The organism is Polaribacter sp. BAL334 (assembly GCF_015767435.1).
Lineage (GTDB): Bacteria > Bacteroidota > Bacteroidia > Flavobacteriales > Flavobacteriaceae > Polaribacter.
On the sequence record NZ_JADWOV010000317.1, the window covers coordinates 281395 to 302881 of the forward strand.

A 21487-nucleotide genomic window follows, 5' to 3' on the forward strand; every position below is an offset into this window, starting at 1 on the left:
TATCTGACGTTTAAAGATACTGAATAATTATTTTAAAAAGTTTTTGGTTTTAATTGTTTGGATTTAAAATTAAATAGCATCGTTGTTTTTAGAGTGCTATTTTAAATTTGAAAATATATTTACTTTGACCGCACTTGTACTTTTTAATTTTATAATATAATCTTAAGGGGTACTATACTAGTTGTGTTTTGATGCTGTTTTGTTGCGAGGTCAGGAGACCTCGAAGAATGAGTAAAACCTCCAACTTTTTAAACATATTACATTAAATCGTTACATTTGGTTTTATAATTAAATACAAATTAATTTTTTTATTCTACTATGAGAAAGTCAAATAATCAAATCATTTTTTCAGCTTCAGATTTATCGGATCACATTCATTGCAAACATTTAACTAATCTTAATTATGATGTTGTTCAAGATTTAAAAGAAAAGCCAATTAATTATAATAGGGTTTTAGATGTTTTGAGAGAAAGAGGTATTGATTTTGAAAATTCTTTTTTAATTGAATTAGAAACTAAAGGTCTTTCAATTGTTAAAATAAATTCTGAAGAACTAAATGCAAAGCAAAAAACAATTGAAGCTATGCGTCAAGGTGCTGACTATATCTATCAAGCAAGATTAAGTAATGAAAAATGGCAAGGGTGGGCTGATTTTTTAATAAAAGTAGCTACTCCAAGTGCGCTTGGAAATTGGTCTTATGAAGTTATAGACACAAAATTATCGACACAGACAAGAGCTGGTACAATTTTACAAATATCATTATATTCAGAAATAATTGAAGAAATACAAGGTTTGTTGCCTGAATACATGCATGTTAAAACACCTGAAAGTGAGCTGTCTTATCGTGTGAATGACTATATTTCTTACTTAAGATTAATAAAAAAAAGACTTGACAATGCTATAAATACTCCAATTGCTACCTATCCAGAACCTTGTTCCCATTGTGATATATGTAATTGGTGGCAACATTGTAACAGTATTAGAAGAGAAGATGACCATTTAAGTTTTATTGCAGGTATGGGAACTTCTCAAATCAAAGAAGTAAAACAACACGGTATTACCAAATTACAAGCAATGTCTGAACTAACTTTACCGATTCCTTTTAAACCAACAAAAGGTTCTAAAGAGACTTACACAAAGTTAAGAGAACAAGCAAGAGTTCAAAACGAAACAAGAACTACTCAAAAGCCTATATATGAGGTATTAGAACTCATTGAGAATACTGGTTTTTATAATTTACCAGAACCCTCTGATGGAGATATTTATTTAGATTTTGAAGGTGACCCTTTAGTAGAACCTTCAGGATTAGAATATCTATTTGGTTGGGTATTTCAAAAAGAATATCATTGTATTTGGGTTTCCAACTTAGAAGAAGAAAAAGCTGCATTAGAGCAGTTTATTGATTTTGTTTTTGATAAAAGAAAAGAATTTGCTGGATTACATATTTACCATTATGCTCCTTATGAAACCATTGCCCTGAAAAGAATGATGGGAAAATATGCTATTAAGGAAAATGAAATAGATATACTACTTAGAACCAAAAGTTTTATTGACTTGCACAGGGTTTTAAAACAATCAATAAGAGCAGGAGTTGAACGATATTCATTAAAAGACCTAGAAGTTTATCATGGTTTTGTTCGAGAAATGGATTTACGAACCCTATCCAAATTTAAAGCCGATTATGAATTTTTACTCGAGAGTAAAAAATTTGAATTAATTACTGAAGAAATGAAAGCTGCCATTCAGCTTTACAATCAAGATGATTGCTATTCTACCTTAAATTTACATTTGTGGCTTGAAAAAGAAAGAGCATTATTAATTACTAATGGTCAAGTAATTGAAAGACCAATTGAAAATACTGTAGAAGTACCAGATAGTGTTACTGCTCATTTAGAAAGAATTACACCCATTTATGATGCATTAATGAAAGATATTCCTTTAGATATTAATGAACGAAATAAAGAACAACAAGCAAGATTTATACTCGCTAATATGCTTGATTGGTATCGAAGAGAACAAAAATCATTTTGGTGGGAATATTATAGGATTTTGGAATTAGAACCTGATGAATTATTAGATGAAAAATCTACTTTAACTTATCTACAGTTTACAGGTCAAAGTGTTCCTGATAAAAGAAGCTTTATTGATACTTATACTTTTCCTAGTCAAGAATGTGAACTACGGCCTGGAAATAAAGTGAAAATTGAAGATGGGAAAACATTAATGGAAATTATTGAAATTGATGAATTGCATGGTATTGTCAAAATAAAAAAAGGCCCAAGTATAAAAGATATACACCCTAACACTATAATTAAATTTGAACAATTTAGTACAAAAGATAAAGAAGAAGCCTTAATTCAATTTGCAGAATGGATTTTAGCTAATGGTTTTGAAAATAGTCAAAGTGATTATAAAGTTACACGAGATTTATTGTTGAATACCTTACCCAATTTATTACAGCCTATAATTGATACAACTGATTTAGTTGCAAAAAGTATTGATTGGGCTTCTAAATTAAATAACAGTTATCTACCCATACAAGGACCGCCGGGATCTGGAAAAAGTTATACAGGAAGTCATATGGTTCTTGAACTAATTAAAAAAGGCAAGAAAATTGGCATTACTGCCTTGAGTCATAAAGTAATCATTAATTTACTTGATAAAGTACAAAAATTAGCCATTAAACAAGGCATCGATATTTCAATAATTTATAAAGGCTCTAGTAATGATGATGGAGATTACTCATGGGAAATGGCTAAAAATATTGATACTATAGTTACAAACATTGCTAAATATCAAGTAATTGCTGGTACAAGTTTTATGTGGTGTAATGAAAATCTTAAAAACAAGGTAGATTATTTGATAATAGATGAAGCTGGACAATTTGCATTAATTGATACTCTAGTTGTAACTCAAGCATCCAAAAACATTGTCTTTTTAGGTGACCATCAACAATTAAAACAACCAATGAAAGGTGTTCATCCTGACGGAACAGATGTTTCAGCATTAGAACATTTACTTGAAGGTAAAAAAACAATTTCAAAAGAAAAAGGTATCTTTTTAGAAAAAACATATAGAATGCACCCATCCATTTGTTTTTTTGATTCTGAAATGTTTTACGAGTCAAGATTAAAGTCTGTAGATGGTTTAGAACATCAAAGAGTTGAAGGTAATACTGAATTTCAAGGTTCTGGATTATTTTATAAATCGATAATACATGAAGGAAATACTAATTTTTCACTCGAAGAGATTGAAGTGATTGAAAAAATAACAACTGAATTAACCAAAGGTGATGTGTTTTGGTATGACGATCAAAATATTAAAAGAGCATTGCAAAGTACGGACATCAAAATTATTACACCCTATAACAGTAGTGTGTTTGAATTACAAAAAAAAATACCAACTATTGAAATTGGAACCGTTGACAAATTTCAAGGTCAAGAAGCTGCTGTAATTATATATAGTCTAGCTAGTTCATCGCCTGAAGATGCTCCACGAGGAATGGATTTTTTATATAGTCCCAATCGTTTTAATGTTGCAGTATCAAGAGCTAAAGCAATTTTTATTATGGTTGGTTCACCAAAAATATTTGAACCCGATTGTAAATCACCGGAACAAATTAAATTAGCTAATCCTTTTTGTAGATTTATTGAACTTGCTGAAACAAAATAATTGTCATTAGCGAAATGAAGCAAACAAACCCTTCGTCTGCGCTCAGGGTGACAGTGAGTTTAGGAATACTTGGACTAAATGAAAGTTTTGTGCAGCTGAATGAAATAATGATATTACTCAATCAACAAGCATAGTTATCCTAAAGTCTAAGGCTTTTTCTTTACACTTTGGACAATAATTATTGACTGTATTTAATTTTAAATCAAAATTATTGATTTTGTTATTATCGTGATTATTTCCTTTTAAAACATCATCAGTGTAAAATAGATATTTATCGGAATTCTTGTGTTCTAAATAATTAATATTTTCAAATGCTAAGGTTTCCTTATTAATAGCAGGAACCGGACAATTCGTTTGATAACTAAATTTGCCTCCACCATATCTAAACTCATTTGAAAAACCACAAGATTTACATTTTGTTGCTATAATATTCCCCATAATGTTTTGATTTTAATTGTTAAAAATACATTGACTTATTTACGAAAGTTTTTATACCCAGGTGATTAGGAAATAAAGGTATAATCCTATCTAATACCTTTTCATCATAAACAAAAATGTCATTTATAACAAACAATGGGATTTGGTTTTTCACAAGTACCTCTGAGCACATTATTCTTCTACCTTCTTCAATACCGAATTCATAGTTATACCAAGAGCCTTGTTTAATTAAACTCCAGTTTATTTTATTAAAATCATCAATATTCTTATAGAAGTGTGTAGAACTAGAAGCTGCATTTCCATCAGAAAAAGCTACATCATCTATCAATAGAATATGAGGGTTAATGCGTAATAAGACCAGCGTGTTTTTATCTTTATTTTTACATAAAGTATATAGCATTGGATTTTTATGATTGAAATATAATGGGGAATAATCGTGAATATTACCGCCGAGTAAACTCACAAATCTATTTCGTCTTGCATTAACAGTCTGGTTTGAAATATCAACTTTAACTAATCCTTTTTGATGCGCTTGATTATGAGATAAGATCCCATATTTTAATATACTTTCAATATTGTCAATATGTGTTATGTAGAAAAGACCACCGAATGGAATTTTACTTAGTTTTTGTTCGTCAAGTTTTAATCTGTTGCCGATTACTTCTCTTCGTTCAAAATACTCTAAGAATTTCTTATTGTCATCTTTTACCTTGTTAAGAATACTATTAAATGCTTCTATTTGTTCCGCTTTAAAAGTTACAGATAAGTTGTCTATTTTTGAAAATAAATGTTTATAAAATCTCAAAATCTTCAATAGAACAGAACTATAAATTTTATCAAGTTCAACAATTGTTTCTGATTTTAAGGTTAATGTTAAATGATAATAAGAATTGCTTCTGTCCAAATTTTCTTCATTCCTCCATAAAGAAAGTGAATGCACTATTTTTGAAACTTTGTAGCTTATGTGATTAACCAGTAAATCATTTGAAAAAATATTTTCATACAATTTTTCCAATTCATCAATTTTATTAAATTCATGATTTTTAACAATTGAATTTAAAAAAGCTTCTACTTGATTTAATTCATCAAAAAGAAATTTGAGAATATTTAAATATATATTTTCATTATAGCAATCCAGTATTTCGACTTTACTATTCAAAATAAACTATTTTCAAATTCCTATTAGGCATTTTTAATATGAATTTTGTTACTTCACCAAAATCACCAAAAAATACATTGAACACATAATCAGGATCAACTCCTTCATAAATGTATTTGTTGGATTTAATGGTTTTTATATATGCTTTCTTTGGTGATAGTGATGGTTCTATTGATACAACAATTTCATTCTTATCCTTTGAAAAATTAAGTCTAATTGTTCTTTCAATCTCACTTTCGGAAGTGAGCCCATCATTTTCAAAACGCTTATGCTTCGTTGAGTAGAAAATTGCTATATCATAATTACCTTCATCAATTTGGATGCTGTGATTTTTTTGAAAATAATCAATCAAAAATTCCCACATACCATCCCAAGCAACATTTTGTTGTATTCCGAAAGTCGCATTCATTGCCTCAGCTACTCCATAATTATTTGGAAATAATTCCATAGCTGCTTCTGTGAAAGCCTTAGTTGTAGGCAATAACTCTTCTGTTCCTTTTAATATTCCTATGAACATATCCTCAATGCTTCTAGCCTTACTTGATTGTTCTTTTTGATTTTTTAAATAATAATAACAAGCATTGTTTATTACTTCCGCTTGCAAATCTTGACCATTAACACTTCCTCTTCTAGTATTAAGATTGGTAACCGATTTTATTAGAATTTGTTTTGCTGTTTCAATGTTCATATTAAAAAAGATTAGTTTGTATATTTAGTGTATCAGCACGCATAGCAAAATCAAAACATCTTTGGATTGTAGTTTCGCCAATTCCTTTATATTTTGCTAGTTGTCCCATATTTTTTAAATGCTGGTTTTCAAGTATTTCTTTCAAATAAATAATTTTGTTTTCCTTTAACAAACTCATTTTTTTTAAGTCAGAATTGTTGATCGATAAAAAGGTTTTACTAAAAAGTTCATACAAATCATCTGGAGCTTCTGCATCAAATTGATAAACTTCAACAGGTATTTCAATATTATTTAAGTATTTTTCCAACATTTCAAGTGATTGTTCTTTTGAAAGACCTCCATTTTGAGCACCCAAAAGAGGAAAAGCAATTGAAGTTATTCCTTTTTCCTTGTATGTTTCTTTAAATTTTTGCAATCCTTTTTCTAAATATTCTGGTTTTGTTTCGTACTTCCAATGATACTTTGTTGGAAAATTAAGTACCCATTTTTGATTAGATTTATATAAATATAGTTTGCCAATATCAAGCAACTTTTTATCACACATATCTTTATATTTTAAGAACATTTCAGGGTAACGATACTTGCACTCTAAAGCAATTCCAGCACCCATAATGCCAAAGCAATTAACTGTGTTTACTATTGTTTGGTGTTCAGTTTTAAAGATATTTCCGGTAATAATTTTCATTTAACTTTTATTATTAATTATGCTTTTCAATGTGTCCATTTGAATTGTAAACTTGAAGATTATAAAATATTGTAAAAGATAAATAAATCTATTTTTTTATAACTCGTTATTTACTCCAATCATATTTTGTTGTATCACAACCACATCTAATTTTTTTTGCAACTGTATCATAATTTATTAAACTGACTTTAGGTTTTTTACAAGCTGCTTCTTGACAGATAAATAATTTTTCCAACTCAATTATATCATTCCAAAAAGCTTTAAGGTCTCCTATTTTTGGATTAAATGGATTGTCGTGAGAAAGTAAATTACCTAATAACAACGAATTACCTACTTTTTCAATTACTGGAAGTTTTGCTTTTAAATCTGGACTTTTGGAACTAATTCGTGATTTTAGTTCATTTATGAGTTCATCAGCCATTCTTTTTTCATTAACCACATTAGGCTTATAACTCACTTTTACATCAAGATTAAGACAAACATCTTTTAGAAAATGTTCTAAATAAGTTCTTATTGGATTTCCTAAATTTTCAGTAATTCCGTCAGCCAAAGAAGTTTCAACGAGGTCTTTTAATGTTTTTGGTTCACTATCAATATGTGTTCCTTTAACTTCTGTCCATCTAATTATGTTTGTTAACCAGCCATTTTTCTTTGCCAAAGGACTTACGATATTTGTAAACCATTCTATTTCGTGAGTTAAAAGAATAATTTGATAATCAGAAAATTTTTCGAAAAGTAAATCGGCAAAACTTTTTCTATGTGTACTGTCAAAACTTGAGATAACATCATCCAGTATTATGAATTTATTTTCATTGTTGAATGCCTCTACCGATGCAAGAAAAAATGAAAGCCCAAAGCAATTAAGATGCGACTCGCTAAAGTATTTTTGCGGTGGCGATACCCAATTACCATTGTACTTATATTCAATTGTAATACCATTCAATTCATCATCCTCTCCAATAGTAACAATTTTAATTTCTTGGAAAGGTTCACCAGGGTTCATATATTGGTAAAACTCATTTATTCTTTCAGAAAATGAATTGATAAAATCTTCAAGGGCTTCTTTTTGTTTCTTAACAAATTCATTATAAATCAACTCTAGAGTTTTGCGTTGATTTTCTAATACTACTTTTTGCTTGTCTAATTTTTGAATATTTAAAAATGCTTCTTTTGACGCTAAAATATTTGAATATAAGACTGTAATAGTGTCGTTCTTAAGAAAGTCTTCAATTTTTACAATACGTTCTATTATACTATTTAAAATAGAAAAATCTTCTTCTTTGAGTTTATAATGTTCTGCACTAAGTGGTTTATCTCCAGAAGTAACTTTTACATCAATTGCTTTTTGATATTCAAAAATTTTTGTCTTTAAAGAAATTACGGCTTTTTTGATAGTATCATTTTCTGCCTTATTAATTTCAGTATTTAAGAGCACGTTTTCTAATCTTTTAATCCTTTCAGCAACTATTTCAGTAACCATTTTTTTTGCCTTATCAAATGGCACTTTTTTCTTCGAGTATTCTTCAATTTCTTTTAGCCTAACTTTAATTTCTTCTTGAAGATCATTACTGTTTTTAGGTTGTAAACAAAGTGGACAACTTTCATCAGTATGAATTTTTTTCTTAAATACAGTATTTGCAGCATTCAATAAATCACCTAAATATATTTTTATGATTGCGTCTACATCATTTGCAATTATATTGAATTCCTCGAAATATTTTACATACTCTCCGTCAATCAAATCAATTTCACTAAATAAAATATTTAGCGCATTTTTCGTATCATCTAAAAACTTTAATTCAATTGTCAAATTGTTATTTACAGGTCTCTTTATATGCTCTAGTAATTTACCGATATCTGCAATAGAGTTAATTGTAATTCCGGTATTTAAACTTTTAATTTTTTCATTAATGGTGTCAAACAATTGTTTTTCTAGACTTATTGATGCACCTAGCTTATTTATTAAAATTTGTTTATTACTACTTATTTGGGTTTCAAAGTTTTGCGATTTTATCTCGGCTTTTACAGAATTATGTGATTTTTGTAATACCTCTTTTTTCTTGGTTACTTCTGCAAAACCTATAATGTCGGATAAATATTTTAATTTTTCACCCTTTGTATTATCAATGAAATTTGTTAAATATTGATACCTTAATAAAATATTTTCGCTGTTAGAATTTGAAATATAATTAGAGAATTCCTCTGTTGTATTAAGAATTTCAGGTATTAGTTTACCTTTTTTTAATGATAGTGTTTTTGAACAATCTAAATTAGTTTTTGTGAAACTTATACTTACTTCTGAACTTTCTGTATCAGGAATGGTTGCATTTCTAAGAGCATCTTTTAATTCAATTTCAGAGCTTGAAAGATGGGAAACTTTATCCGTGAAAAACCATTCTACAGCATCAGATATACTACTTTTACCAGAACCGTTATCTCCATATAGAAGTATGGATTTGCCATTTAAATTTAAATCTAAAGTCTCTTTTGCCCCTCTAATACCCTTAATTTTTATATTCTTAATCTTTGTTGCCATCTTGGATACGGAGTTTAGGTAGTTCGTTCTTTACATTGATTTCTGTCAGTTTGTTATTTTCATATAAGTTTGTAAGCATTTTAACAATATCCTTATCAACACCATCAATGTCTTCTATATTCTTAAAAAAATCATCTACGATTTCTTTACCTGATTTTACTTTATTTTTCATAATTTTTTATTTAAAATAATCCCAATCAATTTTAAAATAAGTTTCTAATTTATTGTTTCGAATTTCAAAGCCTGTTTTATTATTACAAATTGGGTAAACACCAAAATGCTCCACAAAATTTAAAAGAAAATAGCTTTCTAAATCTTCAATTCGAAAATGCCAAATATTTTGAAGCATTTCAAAATTGATATAAGTGAATAAAAGAGGTTCTACTTTTCGGTAATTTGATAATCCTATATTTTTCGATTTCCCATCAAAATGACCTGATAACCTACTAGAAATGCTATTGGTTTTTTTTTCACTCATCCCAATGTATAACAATTTTGATTTTTCGAAAGGATATTGAATATCAATAGACTGACTAAAAATAAAGTACAAGCCAGCAATCCCATTTAAAGGTTTAATATTAGCTAATACAAACGGTTTTGGACTATCAAAAAATATAGTTACTTCGTTACTCATAATTTAATGCTTATTTAAAATTTCTATTATTAAAACATTATATGTTAATTTTGAAAATACTTATTTAAAAAAAGGATTTAACAATACAAATTACGCCGCAAAACCTCGTCCCATTTGTGCCAACTCATAAAAATGTTGAAATGTAACATCTACTTTTTGAGAAAAAACTAATCGGTCATAACTGGTTTCTGGCAACAAACTTCCTAACACCAATTGGATTTCTCTTTTTACTTTTTCCTGTGTTGCCTTTTCTTTATGCCATTCTTGGATTAGTATTTTGTTTTTAGCGTCGTATAATTTCACCAATAAAGACTTTGCAGCCAATCGAACTGATTTTTCTTCTTCTTTGGTTAATTTGTCTTTTTTCAATAAGTCGAAAAGCTCTTGCTCTTCTTCAGTCATTTCATTTTTAGCAGCTCTGTGTTGCTCTTCATTCATTGCTTCAGCTTGTTTCACTAATTCTTCATAAGCTTCTTCAATTGAAATACTGCCTGAGTTATAATCATCAATGATCTTTTGGAAGTTTTCTAAAAATGAACCTCTTGTTTTATTTTGAGCCATCATCTGCTTTAATTTCACTTCTAGTAATTCTCTTAAATCGGCAAACTGGATATTTTTATGCTTTTTGTCTGGAAACTCACTTCTCAATAATTCGAAATTCAACTTACTCAAATCGATTTGCTTTGATGAATCTATCTTGTATTCAAGATTTGCTGCATCTTGCAAATCTCCTTTTCCAACGATACTACTATCTAGTAATTCTTCAATCTTTTTCTTGGCTCTTTCTACTGCTTCGTCTTGATCTACATTTCTATCGACAACATCTCTTAAATATTGTAAAACATCTCTGTTCTTTTTTACTATTGGAAATTCATACACTTCGGGTTTTGCAGAATCATATAATGAGACAATTGTGTTTACAAATAATCCTAATTGTTTTCTGTGTTCATCTTTTGCTAAAATGATATTAGCGTATTCTTGAAACAATTCTATTTCTTTAAAACCTCTTTCGCCCATCGATAGGATTTTATCTACATCAGCTCCCAATTCGTTACAGAATAGTTTTGCTTCCGATATTGCTTGGTCTAATAATGACAATAATTCTTCAAACTCTTTTGCTGGATATTCGTCTTCCTCGTCTTCATTTTTTCTACCTTTAGTTCCCTCGGCATAGGCTGCTAAAGCTATTTTAAGATTTCTAAAAACCCCAAAATAATCTATTACTAAACCATTCTTTTTTCCTTCAATAACCCGATTTGTTCTTGCAATAGTTTGCATTAACGTGTGATTTTGTAGTGGTTTATCCAAATAAAGTGTTGAAACCGATGGTGCATCAAAACCAGTCATCCACATTGCTGTTACAAAAACGATGCGATAGGTATTATTAGGGTCTTTGAAATAATCTTCAATATTACGACCGTCTTCATCTGGATGGTCAATTAATCTTCTATGTGGTCTAATATCTAACTTCTCATCACTAAAAACTTTTTCTTCTTCTTTATCGCTTCCTTCTTGACTTATTACCACTGCCATTTTGGTTTCGGTCATAAAAGCGATTGCCTTTTCATATCTTGTTTTTAGTTCGGGATTGTTTTCGCTAGCTATTTTCTTTCTTAACTCTTTGATTTCCTCTTTTAAGTGGTATTGCACCTTATCATACATTTTAACCGCTGTGAATTTATCAATGCTAATTACCATTGCTTTCATTGGTCGTCGTCGGTCATCTTCATCAACGACATCTAAACGATATGGAAAATGTTTCACTATATGCTTTGCAATTTCTTCTAATCTATCGTCTCTTCTGACTACATTCAATAAGGTAGAAAACTCTTTATCTAATTTACTTTTTTGTTCTTCAGTAAGGTTTTCATCTTCTAAAATTGCAGCTGCTTCTCCGACTAAATCAGGATTAATTTGTTCTACTCTTGGTACACTTTTTTTATAGAAAATAGGCACCGTTGCACCATCTTCAATACTTTGGGCAAAGTTGTATTCTGAAATATAGGAGCCAAACCAATCCTTGGTTAATTCGCTTTTTAATAATGGTGTGCCTGTAAAAGCTATGTATTGGGCGTTTGGTAATGCAATACGCATATTCTCTGCCAAACTCTTGTATTGTGTTCTATGGGCTTCATCCACAATTACAATCCAATCTTTTCTATCGGTTAGTTGTGGATATGTTTTGCCACTTTCTATCCCGAATTTGAAAATCAATGTAAAAACATACGCTCTATTGGATTGCAAGTATTCTCGAAGATTTACTTTGTCTTTTGGTCTGAAATAATTTTCTTTTTGGTCTTTGGTTTCAACAATGGATTCTGTTTCTAGAAAGTTTCTGTAAATCTGACCATCCAAATCTTTACGGTCTGTAATGACTAAAAAGGACCAATTTCCTGTAACTTTTCGATGGATTTTTTTAGAAAAGAAAATCATTGAATACGATTTTCCAGAACCTTGTGTGTGCCAAAATATACCTAACTTTCCTTTGTTGGTATCTTTATTCTGTAAAGCAAGAATCGCATTGTTAACTCCTAAATACTGGTGGTTTTTAGCTATAATTTTAACCTTGTTTTTATGGTATAATACAAAGTTTTCAAAATAATCTAGTATGTTTTCTTTGCAGCAAAGACCTTCGCCAAAGATTTTTAGACTTAAATGTTCTCCGGTTCTTTGGCTTTCAATCTCGATTTCGTCTTTTGTGGGCTGGTCGTGCGTTATGGCTGTATCGGTTAGTTTTAACCAAGAAAAGAAATGATCCCAAGGCGCATTGAAACTACCCACTCTGGTTTGGATTCCATTAGAAACACAAACAAATAAATTGTACCAAAACAACTGCGGAATATCTCGTTTGTAATCTTTTAAGTTCTTATCAAATCCTACTTTTACTTTTTCGGTAGCATTTTTTAATTCAATCATTACCAATGGCAAACCATTGATGTAGAGCAATAAATCGGGTCTGCGTGTGATGTTTTGTGTTTCCTGGTATTCGATACTTAATTGAGAAACTAATAAAAAATCATTGGCTGTCTTTTCATTAAAATCAATTACTTTGACATAATCATTTTCTTCACGACCTAATGCGTTTTTATATTCAACCTGAATTCCATTTTTTATTAACTCATAAATCTCCTTGTTTGCAATTATTGGCGAAAGTGTAGCTCTACTTTTGGTCAGTTCATAAATAGCGTGGTCTATACAATCAGACGGTAAATTTTTATTTAGCTTTTCTAAACTACTACGTAAACGGTCGAGTAACACCACATCTTTGAGTGTTTCTCTACCCATTAGTTTTTTCTCCCAAGCATTGATGTGTTTGTAACCCAATTTTTCGGTAAAGAAATTGATGTCGGCTACTTCAATATGTGATTCGTTTAGATATGCCATAGTTTAGGTTTTTATTCTTGAGTAAAGAAATCAATATTCCATATTTCGTCACTTATCAATTTGTATAAATCTTGCCTCGATGTTAAATCTGCTTTTTTGTATTCATTATGTGCTTTAAATGGTAATCCAGATTGTGCTACATAATTTAAAAAATTTGGATTTCTTTCATAACAAGTGCTGTTTAAAGATTGTGCCAAAAGATTTTCTTTTAAATAATGCGGTAATTTTTCTTCGTATTTTCCTGCTCCAAAAGATTGATTGGTTCCTCGTGGCAATAGAATTAAATCTCCCAAACGATTTCTTGTTTCATTAAACTCGTGCAATTGTGAAAATTCATCAGAATGAAACTCCATTTTATCTGCCCAAATGTGCTCTATTTCAAAAGGTTTACCATCAGGATTGTGAAAATAGGTTACAAAAGTTGTCGATTTTCCTGATCGCTGTTCGATATGAGCTGTAATTCTACTTAAAATAAATTTGATAAAATGTTTATTTTGTCCGTGCATCCCTAATCGAGAAATTCCTTCTAAATTTTCATCAATATCTTGAAGCTTTTGAGTGAATATTGCACCCAATTCTGAAATGGTTTTATTTCTAATTTCTAATACCAAATTATACATCGTGTATCGAATAGAACTTTGAGAAAAATTACGATAGTTTGCGCCTCTATAAACCGAAAAGGTTTCTATAAAACGAGCGACCATATTCAACTTTTTATTTATCGTGTCTTCATTATCTGTAATAGAAATGGAAGCAAATAATAGTGGATCTGCAAGCGAGTTGGCAAAACCCCATTGTTGAGCATAATATAAATGTTCTAGCTCTTTTTTAAAATGCCATCTGGCATCATATATCTTTAAGAATAGTTTAGTATAAAAAAGCATATTTGTATTGACAAATTCAAAAAAATCATTGGCATTAGTAAGATTGATTTTTTCGTTATTATCTTTTACCCAAGTATGAAATCGTGTACCAATTTTTTCAAAATCTTCATTTGCAGCACCAACTTTTCCCGGTCTAATGGTTAAAGCAAACTTTCCTCGCAACCAAGATTGAAAAAAACTAATGTCCGATTCGTCCCATAGTTCGTGCAACTTTTTAATTTCACTTTTCCAAACTAGGTTTATTTTATCTCGCTGTTCTTGTGTTTTAACTTTAGATAATAAATAACCCTTTAGCATTTCGCTTGGTGTTAGGTTTAGTCCACGATCATTCATCGTTTCAAAAATAGTATAAGCATTATCATCTGAATAAGCAGTGATAACAACTAATACTACATTTTGGATTAACCAATCTATAAAAAAAGGAAGTGCATCCCCTTTTAATTCATCTGGAAATAATTCCGCTATGTCGTCATATCGTTCGGTAATATTGTGTACTGTTTCATCATCGGTATCTTTTACATCATAAAATCCTTCGTTGAATAAAGCATCTAAACAATGTTTGCGTTCGGGAACATCAAGGTTAAAAGATTTTTGACCATAGGTTTCCGAGAAAATAAGTAAATCTAAATTGATTTTTTGAGCCAATCCTTTTTGAAGATTATTCAAATATATTAGAAAAAGTGTTAAGGATGTTAATCGTTGTTGCCCATCAATTACTGATCTTTTTCCTTCTTTGTTGCTCAATACTATTGGTCCCAAATAATAAGAGTTATAACTTGCAACATCTTCACGAAGATGCGTTTTGTCATAATTTAAAAAAAAGGAGGTTTCTAAATCAGCTATTAGCTGTTCTATATGGAAACGTTGCCATTTATATTCTCTTTGAAAATAATCAATTGTATATTTTTTATTCGATAATACATCAGATATGCTGTAATCTTTAGCTTCTATTTTGCTTGATACGTTACTCATTTTTTTATAATTTATTACATTCTATAAATGTTATCTTTTTATATTCTACTTTCTTATTTTTCAAAAACACTGTGTTTTTATCACTCAATGCCGATTTATTATAAGCAATAATGCCAACCTCATTATCTTTAAACTTTTTCAATTCGCTTCTCATTTTTATTTGAAAAAAGGAAGGAGCAGTATTGAAAGCTTCACCTTTAATTTCAATATCATCTTTGTCAATTACGATTAAATCATAACCTGAATGATTACTCATTTTAAGCTGAATGCTTTTTATATCATGTTTTTCAAACAAAATTTGTGCGGCTTCTAGCAATACTAAGTCGGAATGAATACGATTACTAATTTCAAAAAAAGTTAGGTTTTGATACGGACCAAAACTTAATTTTTCCCTTTTTGCCCAAAGCATAAACTCTAATGTGGCTATATTGGGTAATGTAAAATTAGTATTCTTGATGACTGTTTTGTAAACTTCATTTGCTTCTAGTAGCTCACTATAGGTAAGCATTGTATCAAAATACCGATTTAATGTAAACGTACTTTCAGCCATATTTTTCTATTTATATTCTTCTTTTGGCTCTGCTACCATTAATAATTCCTTCTCCTCTGTTAGATGCTCAACCTTCAACTTACCCCTGATTAATCTTGGTAGTAATAAATCGAAAGATTCTTGAACAAGTTTAGTTTTTTGTAACAATAATTTGTGTTCTAAATCAATAGAATCTATAATTGAATAAAAATTATTTAATATCTCTTCCGTAGGAATTAAAACAGATGTCTTTCTTAAAATGTCAGTATTAATATTTTGTATTGCAGCACCATAAGAAAAGTTATTAAAATACTCTGTCAGTGAATTTATTCTGTAATATAAATAAGAAGGTTTAATGTTCATTTTGTAACTATTTGTATAAAGCCAACCATCGTGAATACACCCTTTTATTCCTAAGAAAACACAAAAGCCTAAAGTACCACTAGTTGCTATTATTAAACTTCCTTCATCTAAATAACGACTAAAAGATGCACCATATTCATTTACATATTCTTTTGTTTCTAATACAAATTTTGACGATGCAGTAGCATCAGCAATTTTTATCCAAGGTATATTTCCATTTTCAAAAAAACTAAAATCTGTTATAGGTCTTGGTGAAGAACCTCGTCCAACTGTACATATGTCACCAATTTTAAGATTCTCCCAACCTTCTGGCAAACCATCTACAATTTTCGTGCTTTCATAACCCGGAAAACGCAGACGCACAAACCATTCGTTATAGATTTCGACAGCCATTTCTTCTAATAACTTGATTCGTTTTTTGTTGTTCTCAATCAGTTCGTCATAGGAAGATAATATTGATGCGATTTTTTGTTGGATCGGAATTGATGGAAGTTTTATTTTTGTATTTCGAAGTATTTCGGTATTGATATTTTGAATTGCAGCACCCGAAGAGTAATTATTAAATTGTACTGAATAATAAATTAAAAAATAGTATAAATATTCCTTATCAATAAAATTTTTATTGTAGTTTGAAACATAAAGCCAACCGTCGTGAATACATCCTTTTACACCTAAAAATTTTATCAAACCAATTGAACCACTTGCAGATATTATTAATGAATTTGGTTCAAGATGTCTGCTGAAACTTGCTCCAAATTCATTTACATATTCTTTAGTTTCATAAATATATTTACCAGAAGCAGTTGCATCAGCAATCTTTATCCAAGGAATATCCCCATCAACAAAATAACGTTGGTCAATTATTGGTCTTGGTGAAGAACCTCTTCCAACCTCACATAACTCTCCTATTTTATATTCTATCCAATTTTCCATTTATATAAATTCTTTGCTATTTTGAGTTATAAAATGGATTAATTCATTTGATCTTTTATTTAAAACATTTAATTCATCACTTTTAGAATTAATAATTTCAATAAATTCTTTATTGCTTATGGTGTTCCCGTCTAGCTCAAGACCAACATATCTACCAGCATTCATAGAATAATCTTGCTCTTCAACATATTCTGTTCTTTCTGCTAATTTGCATAATCCAGCTACATCAGCATATTTTGCTTCCGGGAAACGACTTTGCAACCAGTCCAAATTGGTTTGGAAATAGGTAACTTCATCAGTACTATCTTTCCATTGTTGTTGAAGTTCTTCAATTAGTTTTATCCCATTCAAGCCCAAAGCTATCCAGTCTTTATCGTTTTTAACTTTGATTTCTTTGTCTGCAAGTGCTAACACTTCAAGTAAAGTGTATTTGCTTGTTTTTAAATTGGCATCAATTTCTTTAAGTTGGTGGGTGTATTGGGTTAATGTTTTAGAATAGGCAAGTTGTTTTTCATTAGCTAGCCCTTCGACTGCGCTCAGGGTGACAGGTAATGTTACATTTGGTAATGTTAATGCCTCTATTTTTTCAAGCAAACCACTTTCTGTAATCTTTTTAAAAACTTCGGGTTTGTGTTTGATTTTGCTATCTCTAGTATAATGCTGTAAATTGATTATCATACTTTTTAAAATAGTAAAATAATCATTAAAAGCAGTTGGCACTTTACTCATAGCTTCGTTAGCTTGGGTAATGTATTGATTAATCAATTCTAAATAACGCTCGTTTTCGCCACGGTACAAACGCACAATTGCTGTTAGGTTTTCAATGTGCTCTTCTTTCCATTCTCTATGGGCACGGTCTCTTTGATGGTAGGTATTTCGAGCATCAATGAATAAAATTTTATCTTTTCTCTCTGTGTTAATTTTTTGTTTGTCAAAAAACCAGAGCGTTGCAGGTAATGTAACGGTTAAAAACATATTTGATGGCATAGAAACCATACAATCTACAATACCACTATCAACCAGTTTTTTACGAATTTCATATTCTGAATTTCCAGCATCAGAAGCCGAATTGGGCATAACAAAACCAGCTCTTCCTTTATCGTTTAATGAAGTGGCAAACAATGAAATCCAAAGGTAATTGGCATCGGTAATGCTGTCGTTGGTATTTTTGCCTTTGTTTTTGGGTAAGCCATATTTATAGAAACGTTCATCGTTTTTTACGGTGCTTTCTTTTACTGATTTTACGTTAAATGGTGGATTTGCCATTACGAAATCGAACTTTCCTAAACCCTCATAAGGGTCATTTTCATATGAGTTGGTTTCGGTAATCTCGCCACGAATGTTGTTTACCATTAAGTTCATTTTTGCCAAACGAGCTGTTTCTCCCATATATTCTTGTCCGTAAACGTAAATATCATTCAGGTCGTGATTGGCTTCTTTAACAAAAGTGGCACTTTGTACAAACATACCGCCCGAACCACAAGCTGGATCGTATATCTTGCCAGCATAAGGTTCAATTACTTCTACAATAAAACGTACTACTGAAGTTGGTGTAAAGAATTCACCCCCTTTTTGTCCTTCACTCATTGCAAACTCTCCAAGAAAGAATTCATATATTTTACCAAAAATATCTCCAGTTGCATTCTTTGGAATGTCCGAGAACGTTTTTAGTAATTGTGGTAGTATGTCGGCTTTCTTTTTTTCTATTTCAAAGTAGGCTTCTTTTGGAAGTACATCTTTGAATTTATCGTCTTGGTATTTCTCGATGCCTTCCATTGCTTCGCGCAGTTTTTTAGCCAAGCTTTCGTCTCCAGGAAGATTTAGCAAAAAATCATATCGGGCAAAGTCAGGTAAATAAAATCCACATTTTGATAATGCTATAGAATGGATTGGTCTTTCTAATCGTGTACCTTTTTCAACTTCGTATTCTTTAAGAATTTCTGGCTCGTAGTGGCTGTATTTATTTTCTGCAAATCGTAGAAAAATTAAACCTAAAACTGGCACGGCATAATCGGCTGCTTTCAGTCCGCCATAAGCACGAAGTGAATTGGCAGAATCCCACAGGTCTTTTTCTAGTTTTTTGAGTTGTTCGTTTGTCATTATGTTTTAAAAAAATTATTTAGAAACAAAGCTTTAGATTAATCTACATCAAGCTTTACTAAAAAATTACTACTACTACTTATTAATCAGTTATATCAATCTAATTCGTAAAACTAAAACATTTAAAAGAATAAACCTATTCAATTTTTGAAATGGTATTAAGGTTTATTTATACCTCTTTACTAATTAATTCAAAATTAAAATAGCAATCTACCCAAAGAGGGAGCATACATTTTACGGTTTTCCGTATTTTGAAGTGTAAATTATCTTTGTATAACTATACTAGGATTTATTTAATAACCTGTATAGTTATTTTAGGACGGGTCAAGGACGGTTCAGAAAGATACTAGAGGGATACTTAGGGGATACTTAGGGGATACTTGGGGGATAGTGTTGGTGAAAGTATCCTAAAATTTTCAAATCATAATTTTATGAAAATAAAAATAGTTCCATTCAATAATTCCAGCAACTTCATTTATGATGTTTTCTAACATCCTTAGTAATCTCTTTTCATGATTAAAAATAGCTTTTATCTCGGTCTTTGTATTAATTCTCTAAAATAATGATTTTTTCAATAACCATTTTTAAACCCAATAAGTGTTTTTGAATATTGATGATTCAGCGTTTCTTCTTTGCAATATTCTAGAAGCGTTTTTACGTCTACACTGTTTCCATAAATAATTTCGTTGATTTCATTTTTACGGACGATATTATCAATTTGTCCGCCTGAAAAATCAAATAACGATGCTAACAAATCACAATCATCTATTGATAAATTTGGCAATTTAGATTTCCAGATTTGAGATTTGGCGGCAATATTTGGCTTTTGAAATTCAATTTTGAATAAAAAACGTCTTTCAAATGCACTGTCCATATTCTTCGTCAAGTTTGATGTAGCAATCAAAATACCTTCAAAATTTTCAATTTCTTCTAATAAAATATTTTGAATTCTATTTTCAGTATCACTCACATTTGAGATAAATCCTTCTTTGCGTTTTGAAAGAATAGCATCTGCCTCATTAAAAAACAGAATGGGTATAAGCGTTTGATTCTTTACATATGATTGGTATTCTTGAAAAACATTCTTCATAATCTTTTCACTTTCGCCAAACCACGCAGAACGAGAAGCACTAATATCGATTTTCATGATATCACGATTTGTGGCTTTTGCAATTTGCAACACACTTTCGGTTTTTCCTGTTCCAGGAGCTCCATGTAATAATACTGTTACTCCCTTTGGCAATGCTTTTTGAATCAGGCGTTCTTGAGTATTTTTGAAATTATCTTCCATTAAAAGGGTTTTCAATAATTTTAATTGATGCGCTTCATCATCACTAAAAATTAAATTACGAAAAGGAATCGTACTTGGTTTAATTATAGTATCATGGTTCTTGTGTTTTGAATCTTTGTTATATAAGTTAATACCACATTCATTCAATAAGTCAAATGCTTTTTCTGTGAGTTTCATATTTACATCATTGAAAAAATTTTCATCATCAGTCTCTAACCAACCTTCTTGAATCAACTTATTTTCTTTATTCAAAACCTTTTGAATTTTCAGAAAACATACATTATGTTTTTCATAAATTAATTTAAAAGTACGCTCGACAGAAGGATCTCCATCACCGTCAAAAAATTTCCACAAAACGAATAAAAACAAGTATTTATCTTCTAAAGAAATACCCAAAAAATTTATTTTTTCAATAAAAGGCAGATGGTTATTTTCTTCCAAAATTCGATGAGTTTGCTCAAACAATTCTTTTGTTGAAATTTCATGATCATCCCTTTGATCAGCGAGATTATAGAGATTTTCAACCAAACTAAAAATATCCTCATGTTTTTGGATACAAATCAAAACATCAGGTATTGGTTCACTTTTTAAAATCTTTTCAGTAATTATTTCGTTTACAAAAAATTCTTCATCGACACCTTTGAGCTTTAAATAACTGTGTTTATAGTTATTATTTTTTTTGAGAAGCAACCGTTTTTCATATAACTGAATAAAGTCATCACTATATTCAAGAAGTTTCATTGGATTACACTCAAAATAAGAATTCAAATCCATTAAAGTTACTCTCCGTCCTTTATAGTTTAGAACATAAATTATAGAGAGAAAAAGTGCTTGTTGCTTTGAAATGTGAAAATATTCAGCAAGAAAAGAAAGTTCTTTATTAGCACCTTTAAATAACGAAATGTTGAGTTCAGTATTTTTTGCCTTTGTGTAAACAGCACCTATATTTTTTAATACTTGTAGTTTGAGAGTTATTACTGTAGCCATGTTATTTTTACTTTATGCTACAAAAATATTTCAATGAACCGCCAAAGGATGTCGCAGTAAAGTTTTATATTTAATTTTTTTCGGATTATTTTTTGTAAGCTTCCCCAAAATTCGGCCATTTAAAAATAGAATTCGACAAGCGACGCAGGAGCGCGTTCAGTAAAAATTATTAAATTTAAAGCCGAAAACTTATGAAGACAACCCAATTTACCGAAAACCAGATTGTTGCCAT

Annotated in this window: 14 protein-coding genes; 1 reads left to right on the plus strand and 13 read right to left on the minus strand. The window is 30.1% G+C overall.

The annotated features are described in order from the left end of the window. Positions 1-318 precede the first annotated feature (318 nt). A complete protein-coding gene (locus tag IU405_RS13100; RefSeq protein WP_197439061.1) occupies positions 319-3672 on the plus strand; it encodes a TM0106 family RecB-like putative nuclease in 3354 nt (1117 codons plus the stop codon). Positions 3673-3789: 117 nt separating this feature from the next. Here the strand turns inward: IU405_RS13100 and IU405_RS13105 are convergent, their stop codons facing one another. The 13 genes from IU405_RS13105 to IU405_RS13165 all read right to left on the minus strand — a co-directional run bounded on the left by IU405_RS13105 (position 3790) and on the right by IU405_RS13165 (position 21255). After that, positions 3790-4110: a hypothetical protein gene (locus tag IU405_RS13105; RefSeq protein ID WP_197439062.1), complete on the minus strand. Its 321-nt coding sequence runs from the start codon at positions 4108-4110 to the stop codon at positions 3790-3792. Between the two features lie 19 nt (positions 4111-4129). Continuing rightward, entirely contained in the window at positions 4130-5269 is a 1140-nt protein-coding gene (locus IU405_RS13110) for a DUF4433 domain-containing protein (protein WP_197439063.1), read from the minus strand. Continuing rightward, positions 5262-5957, minus strand: a complete 696-nt coding sequence (locus IU405_RS13115; protein WP_197439064.1) for a hypothetical protein — start codon at positions 5955-5957, stop codon at positions 5262-5264. The genes IU405_RS13110 and IU405_RS13115 overlap by 8 nt, the downstream gene beginning before the upstream one ends. A 1-nt stretch (position 5958) precedes the next feature. Continuing rightward, the gene (locus IU405_RS13120) at positions 5959-6642 is read right to left on the minus strand and encodes a macro domain-containing protein (protein ID WP_197439065.1); all 684 of its coding nucleotides are present in this window, start codon (positions 6640-6642) and stop codon (positions 5959-5961) included. A gap of 106 nt (positions 6643-6748) precedes the next feature. Next, a complete protein-coding gene (locus IU405_RS13125) occupies positions 6749-9178 on the minus strand; it encodes an ATP-binding protein (protein ID WP_197439066.1) in 2430 nt (809 codons plus the stop codon). Further along, positions 9162-9350 (minus strand): hypothetical protein, encoded by a 189-nt coding sequence (locus tag IU405_RS13130; RefSeq protein WP_197439067.1) that lies wholly within the window; start codon positions 9348-9350, stop codon positions 9162-9164. Before IU405_RS13130 ends, IU405_RS13125 begins: the two co-directional genes overlap by 17 nt. Positions 9351-9356: 6 nt before the next feature. Further along, a complete protein-coding gene (locus IU405_RS13135; protein WP_231749726.1) occupies positions 9357-9812 on the minus strand; it encodes a hypothetical protein in 456 nt (151 codons plus the stop codon). 90 nt (positions 9813-9902) lie between these two features. Further along, on the minus strand, positions 9903-13196 hold the full coding sequence (locus IU405_RS13140) for a type I restriction endonuclease subunit R (protein WP_197439068.1): 3294 nt from the start codon (positions 13194-13196) through the stop codon (positions 9903-9905). An 11-nt stretch (positions 13197-13207) separates the two neighbouring features. After that, positions 13208-15052 (minus strand): DUF262 domain-containing protein, encoded by a 1845-nt coding sequence (locus IU405_RS13145; protein WP_197439069.1) that lies wholly within the window; start codon positions 15050-15052, stop codon positions 13208-13210. Between the two features lie 4 nt (positions 15053-15056). Further along, positions 15057-15602 carry a hypothetical protein gene (locus IU405_RS13150; RefSeq protein ID WP_197439070.1) on the minus strand — a complete coding sequence of 182 codons (546 nt, stop codon included), beginning with the start codon at positions 15600-15602 and terminating at the stop codon, positions 15057-15059. A 6-nt stretch (positions 15603-15608) separates the two neighbouring features. Continuing rightward, complete coding sequence (locus tag IU405_RS13155; RefSeq protein WP_197439071.1) at positions 15609-16877, minus strand: restriction endonuclease subunit S; 1269 nt, start codon at positions 16875-16877, stop codon at positions 15609-15611. Further along, entirely contained in the window at positions 16878-18977 is a 2100-nt protein-coding gene (locus IU405_RS13160) for a type I restriction-modification system subunit M (protein WP_197439072.1), read from the minus strand. It abuts the gene before it with no gap. Positions 18978-19548: 571 nt separating this feature from the next. Further along, complete coding sequence (locus IU405_RS13165; protein WP_197439073.1) at positions 19549-21255, minus strand: ATP-binding protein; 1707 nt, start codon at positions 21253-21255, stop codon at positions 19549-19551. Positions 21256-21487 lie beyond the last annotated feature (232 nt).

Coding starts and splice junctions, on each gene's coding strand:
- IU405_RS13100 (WP_197439061.1), top strand. CDS start 319: ATGAGAAAGTCAAATAATCAAATCATTTTTTCAGCTTCAGATTTATCG.
- IU405_RS13105 (WP_197439062.1), bottom strand. CDS start 4,110: ATGGGGAATATTATAGCAACAAAATGTAAATCTTGTGGTTTTTCAAAT.
- IU405_RS13115 (WP_197439064.1), bottom strand. CDS start 5,957: ATGAACATTGAAACAGCAAAACAAATTCTAATAAAATCGGTTACCAAT.
- IU405_RS13120 (WP_197439065.1), bottom strand. CDS start 6,642: ATGAAAATTATTACCGGAAATATCTTTAAAACTGAACACCAAACAATA.
- IU405_RS13125 (WP_197439066.1), bottom strand. CDS start 9,178: ATGGCAACAAAGATTAAGAATATAAAAATTAAGGGTATTAGAGGGGCA.
- IU405_RS13130 (WP_197439067.1), bottom strand. CDS start 9,350: ATGAAAAATAAAGTAAAATCAGGTAAAGAAATCGTAGATGATTTTTTT.
- IU405_RS13135 (WP_231749726.1), bottom strand. CDS start 9,812: ATGAGTAACGAAGTAACTATATTTTTTGATAGTCCAAAACCGTTTGTA.
- IU405_RS13140 (WP_197439068.1), bottom strand. CDS start 13,196: ATGGCATATCTAAACGAATCACATATTGAAGTAGCCGACATCAATTTC.
- IU405_RS13145 (WP_197439069.1), bottom strand. CDS start 15,052: ATGAGTAACGTATCAAGCAAAATAGAAGCTAAAGATTACAGCATATCT.
- IU405_RS13150 (WP_197439070.1), bottom strand. CDS start 15,602: ATGGCTGAAAGTACGTTTACATTAAATCGGTATTTTGATACAATGCTT.
- IU405_RS13155 (WP_197439071.1), bottom strand. CDS start 16,877: ATGGAAAATTGGATAGAATATAAAATAGGAGAGTTATGTGAGGTTGGA.
- IU405_RS13160 (WP_197439072.1), bottom strand. CDS start 18,977: ATGACAAACGAACAACTCAAAAAACTAGAAAAAGACCTGTGGGATTCT.
- IU405_RS13165 (WP_197439073.1), bottom strand. CDS start 21,255: ATGGCTACAGTAATAACTCTCAAACTACAAGTATTAAAAAATATAGGT.